The organism is Microbulbifer sp. MI-G, assembly GCF_030440425.1.
GTDB classification, from domain to species: domain Bacteria; phylum Pseudomonadota; class Gammaproteobacteria; order Pseudomonadales; family Cellvibrionaceae; genus Microbulbifer; species Microbulbifer spongiae.
Map to the genome: position 1 here is coordinate 1,738,853 of NZ_CP098023.1, position 13,427 is coordinate 1,752,279.

Here is a 13,427-nt window from a genome sequence, read left to right on the forward strand (position 1 = left end):
TGCAGTTATTGCTTGAAACTGTGGAGTTTTATATCTTGTGGATATTGTTTTTTATTTTTTAAATAACAACAGGTTAAACCATGTTTAAAAGATTTTTAATATTTGTATTATTTTTCAGCAGTTTTATAGCTGCAACAACAAGCGCACGCCCTAAAGATCCTTGTGATGTTATAGAGCCGCTATTGAAAGATAATAAAGACAATATTTTGGCCCAATCTACAAAATCAGCGGCCCCTATTATTGATACAGACGGCAACTACAATGTGGATTTCTCCGCTTTAGTTGTTAGTGACTGCGAAATGGCTTTTATCCAAGAATGGGGCCCCGCCGGTAGCTGGTTTACAGTTCCAAAAAAAGAGTTAGGAAATAATAAGTACAGGCATGAAGCTAGAAATCAAGAGTTAGGCCATTATAAGTACCGCTATGGCATAGCACGTAAAAATAACTGGCCGTCGCCTACTCCGCCTGTAAGGACATGGTACTATGTGGATGAAGTAATTGTTATAAAATCACCAAATACGCCAGGAATCACAGAGTTTCAAAACACCGAAAACGGTGAAGACAGAAATGGGATTTTCAATTTAAAATGGAATGCCGCAAGCACACCGCCGCCAATAAGCGGCTACCAAGTTGAACAATGTAAAGGCAATTGCGGATCAGATGGAAATTGGAATAATATATATTCTTCAACAAATCTAAATGCCAGATCAATTAGAGTTCCCGCTTCTGGTGCTTTACCAAGTGGTAAATATCGCTATCGTGTGCGTTCTTTCTTAACAATAAGCAGCGCTACTAAGTATAGCCCTTGGGAGTATTCCGCGTATTTAACGGTTAACCGCAGGCCTGACGCAGTAACTAATTTCACACAACCCAGCGGGGGGACTCAGTCGGCCAGCTTCCAATTAGCCTGGAGTGCTCCCACGGGCGCTTTTGATGCAATTAATAATTATCAAGTGCAATGCAATAAAAATAGTACTGGGTTTAGTTTCAATAATTGTGGTAATGATAATTTAGGCAATAAAACTACATTTTCAGTTAATCTATCCCCAGGTTCTAGTGGTACTTATCGTTTCCGAGTCCGAGCTAAAAACGCCGCTGGTTGGGGGCTTTGGACTCCTTCAGGCAGCTATAAAATAGTCACTGTCAATGCGCCGCTACCTACACCGGGCGGTATTTCTATAAATACCCCAGAATCTAGTGACTTTGGCGACTATGATATAAGTTGGAACGCTTCGGGTGTTGTTACTTCCTATCAGTTAGAGCGCTACTGTAAAACCGGCATTGAAACTTGCGGGGCTGATGGCTGGCAAAATGTGCAGCTGAACAACTCCACCACAAAAATTTATCAGGCGCGTGGCCATATTGCCGACAAATACCGCTATCGGGTGAAAGCTTGTAACGGTAATTCTTGCACAGGCTGGAAAACTAGCGCTTGGGTTAAAGTGCATAACCTGGACGGCATAGAACCGGCGGTAGTGCTATCTACTGGGGCCGTACCCGGCAAAATGGATTATACAACGGATGTAACCAGAACTGGTGACGTACTTATAAAAATTCCAGTTGAAGTTGCGCCGGGGGTTAATGGCTTAGAGCCAACTGTAAATATAAATTATTCTGGTGCCCGCTTTAGGCAAAGGAATAATGAATCTTTGCCAGAAGATTATTTAGGCTATGGTTGGCGTATTGGCGGTTTTGGGGAAATTCGCCGTTGTAAAATTGGCCGCCCTAATACCGATAAAATAAAATTGAATGAAACAGACTCAATTTGTTTTAACGGGGAACCGTTGGTAACCGTGTCTGGTAACCGCTGGCAAGTTGGTAGTACTTACCGGACCAAAAAGGAAACTTTTTACCTTATAGAGCTAAAAGAAAATAACGGTAAACTATGGTTTGAAGTGCGCACGCCTGACGGTAGAATTCAGGAGTACGGTAAAACCACTAACAGCCGTTTAAAAGTTGGTAAGTCTACCCATTTTGGTTGGTCACTTAACAAGGTAACAGACAATTTTGGTAATGTGTTGAATTATCGCTATCATCGCGACACGGTAGAGGGCATTAATTACCCGTTAGAAATTATCTACGGTAACGATTCAGATGCGCGTATACAGTTTGAATACGGCACCCGCAGTGACGCCCCACCGCAACCGCTGGACTCTGAAGAAATCCAGCAGGAGCAATTAGTATTACTGCACCACATAAAAGTACTGTATAACAATAAGCTTATTAGGCAGTACAAAATGATTTCTGAAGACGAAGGCGAAATAGAAGACTACCGCCGATTAAAGTATGTACAGAAATGCGCTTTTGATGTAAACGGTAGTAATGAGCAATGCTTAAACCCTATGTCGCTTGACTGGGTAGAAACTGAAACCGCTAATGATATTGAATTTAACACGGGGGTTTCCCAGGTTACCGACACATTAGGCCAATCAATACAGTTTTATTATTCTATGATTACTGATAATTCTAATGATGGCTTATTTATAGAAAGGCCTTTTGGACAGGATTCTACACCGGAGCAGGCAAACCTCCTTACCGCTGTTGGTGGCAATTACCGGTCTGTAGTAACTGAGGTTTGGCGCTCTAACGGCAACGTCAACGGCTGGCATAAAACAAAATATGCCTACCAAGGCAAAGGCTACATGAGTACGCTAAGGCGCGGCTTTCTGGGCTATCCAGCGCAAAGAATCCATGATTTGAGTTCTAATATTGTCACCTACAAACAGTTCCGTTTAGATTATCCCTATATCGGACGCGTTGCCCGCGAAACACAATACAAAGGCGTGCTTCCGGGTAGTAATGAGTTGTTGTCAAAAACCCAATACCGTTACGGTAGTTTAACCCTGTCAACCGGCCAAAATACGACTAAAAACCCTTATGTTAAGCAACGCTTAGAATGGGTTTTAGAAAATGGCCAAACGCTGGGCTATAAATTTTACACTACAGATTTACAGAAAACGGCTTATCCACAAAATGGGGAGTTGTTAGATAGCACTATTAAAACTGCTCGATTCTGTCTTAATGCCAACGTACCAACCGCGCAAGATTTCTGGGGGGAAGTAAAAACTGTTTCTGTTAGCGGTATCAAACGTAGTACAGAAAACATAATTACTTATAACAACAGGCCCGTTAATTGGTTGGTATTGTTTAAAGAAGCTGAGGAAAGTAGTTATTTTAACGGCCCATTAACCGGCGCCGCAGATAAAGTGGAAAGTGTTATTTATACGCCCTTCGGTAATACTTACCAGATAGGCACAATGGCGGTATTTCCAGGCGACGATAAATACGAACTAACAACAGAATACACCTACGACAGCGACGGGAATTTAAGGTCAGAAACTGTTTCTGGAGTGGGTATTGATGAGCGCACAACAACCAAAGATAACTATTTAGATAAGCGTTACCCGTCTTCTGTAGCAAACGCTTTAGGCCAAATTGCTACGATAGACTATGAAAAGCGCTTTGGTTTGCCTACTTCCATTAAATTTAATAATCAAACTACTACGTTTGCTTATGATAATTTCGGAAGAGAAAGAAAGCGTGTCAATAGTGACGGTGTAGGCGTAACAATAACCCGTGATTATTGTCTCGCGGGAACCTGCCCAGTCTATGGCAACCAGTTAGCAGCTTATCAAGTTACTCAAAGTTCACCAGTAACACCAAATATCACACGGTACTACGATATTTTAGACCGTATCATACAACAGGATACACAGGCATTTAACGGCGTCGATACAGTAAGACAAGAATTTAATTACGATTTACTGGGCCGCATGTACTTAGAAACAGCGCCCTATTTTGTTGGCGATCAAAAGCCTTTAACTACTTATCAATTTGATATACGCAACCGCGTAACGCAAGTAGACCGCCCTGACGGTTCACAGATTCGTACCATATACGCTCCCGGAACTAATGCGGGCCAATACAAAGTTACTATAGAAGAGGACGTTTTAAACAGCGCTGGCGTTTTAGAAGAAACGCAAGTAAGAGAAACTACCTATAACTTTATCAATGATAAATTATGGACTATTGAGGCCATAGGCACGCCGCAAAAAGTATCGACTAAATATACTTATAACGGCGCGGGGGCTATGCTTTCAGCCAAAGTAAACAACGACGTTTTAACAGAGTCTATTTATGACTATGATAAAGCCGGCTACTTGGTTGCTATGGCTGGGCCTGATATTGGCATAGTATCGAGTGATTACAATGCATTAGGCCAACTGGTTAGTCAAACTGACAATAGCGGGGAGACTATCACTAATAGTTATGACAATTTGGGCCGTTTACGTTTCAGGGAAGACAGTCAAGGCCTTGCGGAGTGGACTTATGATCCGACAAACGGTATAGGGCACTTAGGTAGCAAAATCTACACTACTGGCGGTAGCCAAGTGTATAAAGCGGAAAATAGCTACGATTCGAACGCAAAGCTGATTAAAACTAAAACTTTATTGCAAGCTGGCGGATTAGTACGCAACTATCAGCAAAGCTATAGCTATGATAGCCGGGGTCGTGTGGCGGCTGTAACCGATCCGGGAGGCGCTGTTATTGGCTATCAATACAACGGGCGTGGATATCTTCACAAGCTAACAGACGGCATTAATACCTTAAAGACTATTAAGGACGTAAACGCGCGTGGTATGCCTCAGGAAGAAGCCTATGGTAACGGTATAACGACTACAAGGACGTACAACCCAGACACGGGCAAACTAGAAACTATTGTTTCTATGGGCGCCCAAGTAGTTCAAAACAATGTTTACAGCTGGCGCAGTAATGGAAGTTTAGAAAGTCGCGGGCCTGCTGGCTCTAACGATAATAAGCGCGAGGAGTTTAGCTATGATGGGTTAAACCGGCTGAAAATCGCACAAACTTTCTTTAACGGCACTAGCCAGCGTACGCTAACAAATGTTTTTGATAAGCTGGGCAATATACAAAGTAAATCTAGCAGCATTACAGGAGATAACACGGTAGACGGCTACCAGTACGGCCAAAATGCCAATGCAGGCGCACATGCGGTCAGCTCTGCAACTGTGGGCGGTACTAGCTATGATTTTTGGTATAACCCTAACGGCGCTATTGTGCGCTATGACGCGGCTAGCGGGGACGATAAGTGGATTACCTGGAATGCCAGGCAGTTACCTACAGAAATTGTTGTAGGCGATAGTCAAAGCGACCAAACACCCACCGCCCGTGACCGCTTCCGCTATGGTCCTGATAATAAGCGCTTTTACCGTGAATCAAGCTATTGGGATAATGATTCTCAACAGTTAGTAACTGATAAAACTTTTATTATTGGCGGTTTTGAAGACTTCTTACCCGGAAATGACCCGGATTTTAACCGGATACAAAAGACACGGATTGATAAGAGTGTTATTTTATACACTCTCACTGATCAAGCTGGCCTTACGATCAATACGGTTGAATACCTGCACAGGGATCACTTGGATTCGGTGGAGAAAATAACAGACGCTGAAGGTAACATGCTATTAGGCTCTCTAAACGCTTTAGCTTATGACCCCTACGGAAGCCGCAGAAGTGGCGACTGGACAGGAGATATTAGCGCAAGTGACCTAGAAGACCTTTTAGCGGCGCAGGGCCTTAGCACAAATCGCGGCTTTACCAACCATGAACAGCTAGATAGAACCGGCTTAATACACATGAACGGGCGTATCTATGACCCTGCTATGGGTCGTTTCCTGAGCCCTGACCCCATTGTACAAGCTCCGGGCAATAGTCAAAGCTGGAACCGTTACAGCTATGTTATGAATAACCCTCTAAGCTTTACTGACCCTAGCGGTTTTTTGATGGAAGAAGTAGAGGTAATTTGTGACGATGCGTGCCAAGGCGGCGGCGGATTAACAGGTTTTGAAAAAATGCTTTACCGTTCTCTTTTTAGTAGTGGTGACTGGGTAGACTTCGGCGGCGGTATTCCGGGCGGTACTATTACCCCACCCTTGACCCAGGAAGAAAAAGACGAAAAGGACGCGCAAGACGAAGCAGACGAGAAAGATTGTTCGAATACTCCTTCTTCTTCTTCAGGTACTGCGGGTCAATCTAGTTCTAATAGTGGGCGCTATAGTGAAGAGTATATGAAAGCTAACGAATTGGGGAAAAATATAGCGGCGATTGCCAGTTCAAACGTGATAGATAATATTGCCTTTAAAAATTCGCCAGCCGCTAGCGCCTTACCGGTAGGACCAATTTATGAGGTCACAAGTCAAGCCGGAACAGGTGAATATAATTCCGCTAATACCTTTGGGGCATTTGTAGGTTCTTCTTTAGGGTTTCTAGGTAGTGCTTTAGGCGGTACAGGTACAGGAATAACTGTAGGTACTGTGGCTTCAAAATTTGCTTCTAATATGTATAAACATATCACGCCACAAAGGGCAGAAGACTTTTGGCGGGATTATAATCAATCACAGAGTTCTTGTGAGAAATAGGATATGAAAATATTAGATAAATTTAATTGCAAAAAATGTAATAACAAACCTAGTTTTTTACAACTTATTGTATTGAGTTTTATCTCTAGAATTAAATGCAAAAAATGTGGCTTGAAAAACGTAATTCCACAATACTTTTCAGTATCAACGGCTGCGTTTGGTATAGGGCTATACCATATATTAAGAATTGAAACTAATTTAAATTTTATTTCTTTGCTATCAATTGCCATGACAGCGGCTTTTTGTATGGTTTTGTTGTTTGGTAAATTGGTTGATCCAATCCAATAAAAAGTTAACTTTAATTAAATGCGCGGGCCTTTGTGGCCCGCTTTTGCTTGTGTGAAATAGAATATGAAGATATTAGATAAATTTAAATATAAAATGTGGCGCTAAACCTGGTTTTAAGCAGGTAATTATTCCCATTTTTCCTGGTAGGAATAATTGTGGAAATTGTGGAAATTGTGGAAATTGTGGGGGAGATAATTTTATCTATTGAATATGTCCCTTCATTTATTTTTTTGGATTGGTTATATTTAAATTTATAGATCCATCTGCCTGGTTTGGAATAATAACTGTAGCGTGATTAGTGTTCTTTATTATTGGGTTGTTTGAAATTTCAATTGGAAATAACAATGGTTTAAGGAGCACACACCAAAGAGCTAGGTATGGTGCTATGCGCAGCCAGATATTATTTTACTTCCAGCTGATAGGTGGTGAAGTTGTCGCCATGCATATTGGTTTTATGCACACTTTTTGCAATTTTATCCAAGAATCTGTAGCCAGGGCGGGTATGCAGAAAATGTATGAAAACCTCTTTATGTCCCAGTTCTTTGGCCCACTTCATCATATCCTGAAACACTGCCTTGCCTAGTCCCCAGAATTGATCATCAATTACTATCGCAAGTTCATACTTTTCATATTCCAATTGAATACCACACCAGCCAGCCAGGGTGCCTTCAAATACTATAGCTCTAATCCTGCAGCCTGGAATACTATCTACCGCAATTTTTGCATCCATCCAGGTATTCAGGGTATCCACTGTAAACAGTGGATGGTCAATCAAGTGTTTTCTTACCTTTGTTCTATTGAGCATTGATAAAAGATCACTTGGGTTGATTTCACTAAATTTCTGATATTTTACTGCTTTCATGACATTACTGAATTATGAATAATATTACCGATACGGAGCCTTTCTGACAACAATAAGAAGAATTGACTGCCTGAAAGTTCTATTTATAAGAAATTGAAGATTGCTATAACTACAACCATCTACGTACACTGTTTTTGTACTTTATGAATTCTTGAGCAAAGATTTTCAGCAAAATTTTCTCTTCCGGTATAATTTGAAAAAGCGTTATATAGATTATAAATATTGGAACTAGTATTAAACTGTAAGCAGAATTTAAAAAAATTGAAAATCCTGTGAGAAAAAATACAAATCCCAAGTACATAGGGTTTCTTGTGTATCTGTATATTCCATTTGTAACAAGCATTGCAGATTTTTCAGGATTCCTTGGGTCTACGGTAGTTTTTGCTGTTCTAAAGTGCATGACACCTGAAAGGGACATAAGTGCTGATAATACACTTATTAAAATAAATAAAATTAACCTTGTATTGTATTCAAATCCAATTTCAGGTGAATATTGTCTCAATGCCAACATGCTCAAAATAAAGACTAGCACTAAGATAACGGGAGGAATTTTCAACTCAAGAAATTTCATCTTATTTCTATCTATATAGGTATAGAGAAAATTTAGTTGATCATAACTACTATTGGAGCATCCTGTGGCCAGATGACAACAGTTAGTATATGTACTATGAACAGACTAATCAGCCCTGTTTTCATTGATCCTGATCATTTTAGAAGAAAATAGAGTTCCAATTGAGTGCCGCAAAAATTCGCAAGCGAGAACCAGGGTGGAAATTATATACCAATCAAACAGTTTCTTAGCTCACCAATTGTTAGAGTTTCTTTTATCCCAAACTACTGGAAAATACAGAATATAAGTCACTAATAATAAATAGAGAAAAATAAAAGTAGTGGAAATATTCCCATAAGTATATAGGTTCTTTACGGACCAAGGAGCATGTTAGTGCGCTACAGTTTTCACTCCCTCGCCACCTAGCCGTGTTGCAAAATACCCCATAATCAATCCAATAATGGCGCCTTCAAGTGTAAACCAAAAAGGGGAATGGAAGGTGTTGTTATCGCCGAAGGCAGAAATTAGTACAGCCTGCATAGTATCAAATGCAAAAAAAGTAAGTACAAAATTCATCCAGGCGCCCAATAAAGGCGCCCTAAACCACCAAGGGAAAGGTAATTTTAATATGGGATGGTAGGTAAAGACTCCAAAAACCCCGATAATGGCTCCAAGAGTGGTATACCACAGTAAAATTCCCCACCTGAGCAGCCAGTCACTCTCTGGATAAAAGTAAGGTAAAAAGATAAATCCGACAAGCCCGAATACAAAGCCTATAATTTTGCCAACTGCCAAGCGTGTAATTAATGATGGATTCTCGAACATAGATTGTTCTCCTGTAATGACACTTGGTACTTAGCAATATCAGCAAACATTGTACCCATAAAATCCGGGTGGTAATTAATACGCAGTGCCAGACAAGAATACCACATTTTCACACTTTGCTGGATACCTGGACTTGTCCTTATGTAGGTTCAGGTTGTTCAAGGGTATAGGCTTATACGGCTCTTCAACATATACTACAAGCCTGATCCCAGTAGTTCTTTCTCTTCGGTACCATTACCTCTCCGTTACTATTAACTTCTGCAGTGCAATCATTAGCTAAAAAGTTGGCCTTTGGTCCCGCTTCAGATAGCCTGAAAAGTTCATTCGTATCCATTTTTGACTCACTTGCCATAGCCTGGATAAGTGCATCAAGTGTATTTTCATGGCTGCCCTTGGGCATGCTTGTATCAGAATAGGGAACGTTTTTTATGTGAGTGTCAGGTGCTGTCTGTAGCGCACAGGGTTCGATTTTTAGGTTGCTGGGATCACCGAGTTCAGAAAGCGTATTTCTAAAATTTTTCCTGAATAAATCTTCGGTTTCAATTCCCCGATGGGTCATTCCGACGCCGATTACTTCATTGTGCTGGTCGAGTACTTTAAAAACAAGTGCGCTGCAATATGTGAGATGTCCTGAATACAATTTACCGGCTTGACCTTTTTTAAGAATTTGTGTCATTCCCATTCCTACCATAATCCGTGGCATAAACATTGTATACTCCTTCAGTATGTGTTTTGGATAGATTTCTAAAATGAGTGGTTAAAGAACATAGCTGGACTTGAATATTCAGTTTTTTGGCTCCCATAATTCAATTGGATTGCCTTCCGGATCATAAAGTCTGGCAAATTTACCGTTGGGGTACGCCTGTGTATCTATGGTTACTTCGACACCTGCTCCGCGAAGCTGATCTACCATTTTACACAAATCATTTACGCGGAAATTAACCATCCAACTTTGTGCAGGATCGCCAAAGTAGGTTGTCGTATTTTCAAATGGTGCAAATGCTGTCGGGCCTTCCTCCTGTATCCAGGGGGGATGGCTGTCTTCTGTTGGAACAGGGTTTACGCCTAAGTGTTGCTCGTACCACTGCGCAAGTTTTTCTGGCTTTCTGGCACGGAAAAAAATACCACCAATCCCATTGACTTTCTCCATTTTGTTTCCTGCCTGATGAATAGGTAAAATTTTTATTTGCCAGTAAAACCAGCATTATGCCGGTTGTAAATTCAAAAGCAAACTGTTGTCAGTATCTGGAAATACTTGTATATTCAATAAATAATCTCTATTTGGTACTAACGTTTCATTTATAGAGTATGGCAATCCTATCTGATATCTCAGTTCTGGAAGAAAATAGGCAGTTTTTGAGAGGTTGTTACCATAGCATTTTCTACCTTAGGAAAATGCCACCAGCGCCTACGGCGCGCTGTAAGATGGTATACCGTTCAATTGCTATTGATCCTGACTACCATGTCGATAGTAGAGAACTTAGGGACTTTGCTATCCTGAGCTTGTTCCATTATATAAGGATCTGCTCAGGATATTCGATCTTACTATAAATGACGCCATATTCAACATGAGGGGTGTTGATCAGCTGATCTCAAGTGCAGAGCTGCTGGCGGTAAATGGTAGGGGGGGCCAACGGTTGCCCTAATGATTGCCGGATTGATGGTTTGACAGGCTGTGCCCCAGATTTACCAACCTGGGGCTAAGCTGATATCCGCTCACACCAACCGGATTCCCATGAGGATCAAGGGTCAAAGACCCCGGAAAAAGCTGCTCTGCAATTGAGCGCGATTACTCTGGCCAGGGGTAAAGCGGAACATGCAAAAATCGTCGGAGAAATTCATATAGTTATTAATCGGATCTAACCCTTCAAATCCAGGTCCTTGGCAGGAATCCAGCCCCACCGGGCAACCAAAGGCCGGTGAAGCTTCTGCCGGTGTGTCATCAACGAAATCCCCAGGACTGCTGCAGCCACCTTCAAAGGTATGGTAAAGACCAACCCAGTGACCCACCTCATGAATCATGACATCGCCTTCATTATAAGGCGCCGCGCTACCACCCGGGAGGGCTTCGGTTAATACTACAACACCGTCGTTGACCGGGTTGGAGTCATATTCGCTGGGAAAGGTTGCCCAGCCTAAAAAATCCTCTCCAAGATTGGCTACGTAAATGTTTAGGTCAGCAGCTCCACCTGCACGCAGTGTCGATTTCATTTCAAACTCGGCAAAGGTATCCGGCGTCACTGTATACCAACTGTCGTTTGCTGTGGTAGTGACCGATGCCAGATTAAAAACAAATGGTGTTCCAGAAAAACCCGTGTTTAGCACGTTGATTTGATCGTTGATTTCAAAAATGGATACACCGCCGTTGCCACTGCTATCGGTGATAACATGAAAATGGACGTTAACATTCGCTTCCGTTTTCTGGGAATTCAGAACAGTATTCAATACGCCATTCATACTTTGGAAATAGCTTTCCTGTAAAGCAGCTTGCTGTACACTGGGTTGTTTGGTGCCACAACGTAGTAACTTCTGCTTATCCATTGAAGGTTCAATGGCAAAAATATCCGGAGAGCTGATAGAAAAATGAGCGAACAGTAAAATATAAAATACCGTGGATTTACTCAATGGCATATTCATTGCAAAAGTCCTCTATCTTCAATTTGTATGTATTATTTCCTAAGGTATTTAGATGACCGCTAGCGAACCCCCATTAAATTTGTGTTTATGGCACATGGTAATAATCGGAGGAGCATGGATAAAAGAAGCCACCAGGGGCGCCTGGACTATAGCCGCTCTCCCGGTGGGCTCAAATTAAATTTGACAATAATGTATGATATATATCACAAAAAAATATCTCACGGTTATTTTCTATGCCAGGTGATATAAATGGAGATGGATTTGACTTAGGGCGTTGCTTTTACTCTGATCGGTAGAAATATTTATGATATTTAATTTAAATCTTCAGAACATTAATTTCTTTACAATTATGGATTATCATATACAGGCATTCAGTATATTTAATTTAAAAAGGAATTATATTTGATTCGTATAATATCCGATAAAGATTGATTCTTATTGGAATGGTAAAAAAGTAGAATGCCATTTTCCTTCAGATCGCATGAGACTTGAATAGCGATATGAGCGTACAGGGATGTGTTGATCGCGCAATTTGAAATAAGGGGAAACTTTCCTTCCCATCCTGTTTGGTATTTAAAACACACAAAGTTAGCAGATGTGGTAGGCAGAATATTTTGTGGAAATTTCCCCAATGGCATTGTGCGGTATATAAAACTGCACCATCCGATATTGAGGTGTGCTATTCATAAATTTGAAGGCTGCTGTTTGGAGGTTAGTAGAAGTAATTCTAATATTTTATCAATATAGAGGTGCGGGAATCTGTGCTTTAGCTTTACTTGCATTAAACGTTATAGATAGGCGATAGATTTTGATTTGTATTTACAAAGTGTTTTCCTTATAGTGACTTTGCTACCTTTTTTGTATATTTTACAGTGTCAAAAAAACGGCCAGTAGTGTTTAACACGTGAGTCTCTTTGGGGCAGGTTTTGTTGGGGTACTACCCGCAAGTTATGGATCTCTAATTGTCAATTGTCGCTTAATATGGCGTCTCTATTATTCTCAGCCTTTCTGGGGTTGCAGGATCACAATGAACCCCAAAGTTAAATAGTATGGCACTCATTGGTAAAAAAGCATTAATAAATTGCAAATAGTATTTTCCTGGCAATAGGGATTTTTGTGCCCCAATAATTGAAATAATTTATTTTTCAGTGTTTATAGCTTTTCACTTATTACGATCGTACCAGGTCTATCGTTTTCTTTTCCGGGATAGGTGTATTTTTCTGCCTACTTAATAAGGAAAATAGGTTTGTGGTAATCGCGCTATCAGCGGTGTAAGTAAATGCATACTCACTTATGCTGCTGTCATTTGCTGTTTGACCTACATAGTTTTTCTTTAAGAAAATATCCTGCTGTAAAAGTACCAGTCGTTTTCTCTGTTGTTGAAAATATCAGACTGCAAAGTCAATCCTTCCTGGCGTCTGTGAATACATAAAATCGCGAAAAATCAGCAGGTTCAATCCCCCCGATACTATTACTTTTGCGTCTTTCCTTGGGAAGAATCTCCCGCTCCCAGGCGCGTAACCGTACCGGGTTTTTACTGACGAGTGTACTGGAGCTGTGCGCAGCCTGTCTCGGGTGCCGGGTCTTCTTCCCGCCCGTGCCGGCAATACCCGGTGATACCAGCAGTGCCGGGTAAATGTGGCACAGGGAAGTGCTGCCGCCGGCTGCGGGTTGGTTGTCGCCGAAAAGCCGGCGAACCTGCGCAGTTGCGTCGGTATCGAAAGCGGTGGCAATCCAGCGGGTGAGGGAGCGCGGTTCGATTGTCGGGGTTGATAACCAAAAATAATCGATAACAGAGCAAGTACAGAGAGAAAGAGGAATCAAG

Annotated in this window: 9 protein-coding genes; 2 read left to right on the forward strand and 7 right to left on the reverse strand. The window is 41.3% G+C overall.

The window, feature by feature from the left end; translation table 11 throughout:
• Nucleotides 1-80: 80 nt before the first annotated feature.
• Together M8T91_RS07485 and M8T91_RS07490 are read left to right on the forward strand one after the other, a co-directional pair.
• The gene (locus tag M8T91_RS07485) at nucleotides 81-6,440 is read left to right on the forward strand and encodes an RHS repeat-associated core domain-containing protein (RefSeq protein WP_301418336.1); all 6,360 of its coding nucleotides are present in this window, start codon (nucleotides 81-83) and stop codon (nucleotides 6,438-6,440) included.
• Between the two features lie 3 nt (nucleotides 6,441-6,443).
• A complete protein-coding gene (locus M8T91_RS07490; protein WP_301418338.1) occupies nucleotides 6,444-6,728 on the forward strand; it encodes a hypothetical protein in 285 nt (94 codons plus the stop codon).
• 400 nt (nucleotides 6,729-7,128) lie between these two features.
• On the opposite strand, the gene M8T91_RS07495 is transcribed toward M8T91_RS07490, so the two are convergent.
• The 7 genes from M8T91_RS07495 to M8T91_RS07525 form a co-directional block, all read right to left on the reverse strand.
• Nucleotides 7,129-7,590 (reverse strand): GNAT family N-acetyltransferase, encoded by a 462-nt coding sequence (locus M8T91_RS07495; RefSeq protein ID WP_301418340.1) that lies wholly within the window; start codon nucleotides 7,588-7,590, stop codon nucleotides 7,129-7,131.
• Between the two features lie 109 nt (nucleotides 7,591-7,699).
• Nucleotides 7,700-8,161 carry a methyltransferase family protein gene (locus M8T91_RS07500; RefSeq protein WP_301418342.1) on the reverse strand — a complete coding sequence of 154 codons (462 nt, stop codon included), beginning with the start codon at nucleotides 8,159-8,161 and terminating at the stop codon, nucleotides 7,700-7,702.
• Nucleotides 8,162-8,530: 369 nt separating this feature from the next.
• Nucleotides 8,531-8,965, reverse strand: coding sequence for a hypothetical protein (locus M8T91_RS07505; protein ID WP_301418344.1), 435 nt, complete (start codon nucleotides 8,963-8,965; stop codon nucleotides 8,531-8,533).
• 184 nt (nucleotides 8,966-9,149) lie between these two features.
• Nucleotides 9,150-9,674 carry a hypothetical protein gene (locus M8T91_RS07510; RefSeq protein ID WP_301418346.1) on the reverse strand — a complete coding sequence of 175 codons (525 nt, stop codon included), beginning with the start codon at nucleotides 9,672-9,674 and terminating at the stop codon, nucleotides 9,150-9,152.
• 75 nt (nucleotides 9,675-9,749) lie between these two features.
• Complete coding sequence (locus M8T91_RS07515; protein WP_301418348.1) at nucleotides 9,750-10,115, reverse strand: VOC family protein; 366 nt, start codon at nucleotides 10,113-10,115, stop codon at nucleotides 9,750-9,752.
• 599 nt (nucleotides 10,116-10,714) lie between these two features.
• Entirely contained in the window at nucleotides 10,715-11,602 is an 888-nt protein-coding gene (locus tag M8T91_RS07520) for a zinc metalloprotease (RefSeq protein WP_301418350.1), read from the reverse strand.
• Nucleotides 11,603-13,003: 1,401 nt separating this feature from the next.
• Nucleotides 13,004-13,426 carry a hypothetical protein gene (locus M8T91_RS07525; RefSeq protein ID WP_301418352.1) on the reverse strand — a complete coding sequence of 141 codons (423 nt, stop codon included), beginning with the start codon at nucleotides 13,424-13,426 and terminating at the stop codon, nucleotides 13,004-13,006.
• Between the last annotated feature and the right edge of the window lies 1 nt (nucleotide 13,427).

Coding starts and splice junctions, on each gene's coding strand:
- M8T91_RS07490 (WP_301418338.1), top strand. CDS start 6,444: ATGAAAATATTAGATAAATTTAATTGCAAAAAATGTAATAACAAACCT.
- M8T91_RS07500 (WP_301418342.1), bottom strand. CDS start 8,161: ATGAAATTTCTTGAGTTGAAAATTCCTCCCGTTATCTTAGTGCTAGTC.
- M8T91_RS07505 (WP_301418344.1), bottom strand. CDS start 8,965: ATGTTCGAGAATCCATCATTAATTACACGCTTGGCAGTTGGCAAAATT.
- M8T91_RS07510 (WP_301418346.1), bottom strand. CDS start 9,674: ATGTTTATGCCACGGATTATGGTAGGAATGGGAATGACACAAATTCTT.
- M8T91_RS07495 (WP_301418340.1), bottom strand. CDS start 7,590: ATGAAAGCAGTAAAATATCAGAAATTTAGTGAAATCAACCCAAGTGAT.
- M8T91_RS07515 (WP_301418348.1), bottom strand. CDS start 10,115: ATGGAGAAAGTCAATGGGATTGGTGGTATTTTTTTCCGTGCCAGAAAG.
- M8T91_RS07485 (WP_301418336.1), top strand. CDS start 81: ATGTTTAAAAGATTTTTAATATTTGTATTATTTTTCAGCAGTTTTATA.
- M8T91_RS07520 (WP_301418350.1), bottom strand. CDS start 11,602: ATGAATATGCCATTGAGTAAATCCACGGTATTTTATATTTTACTGTTC.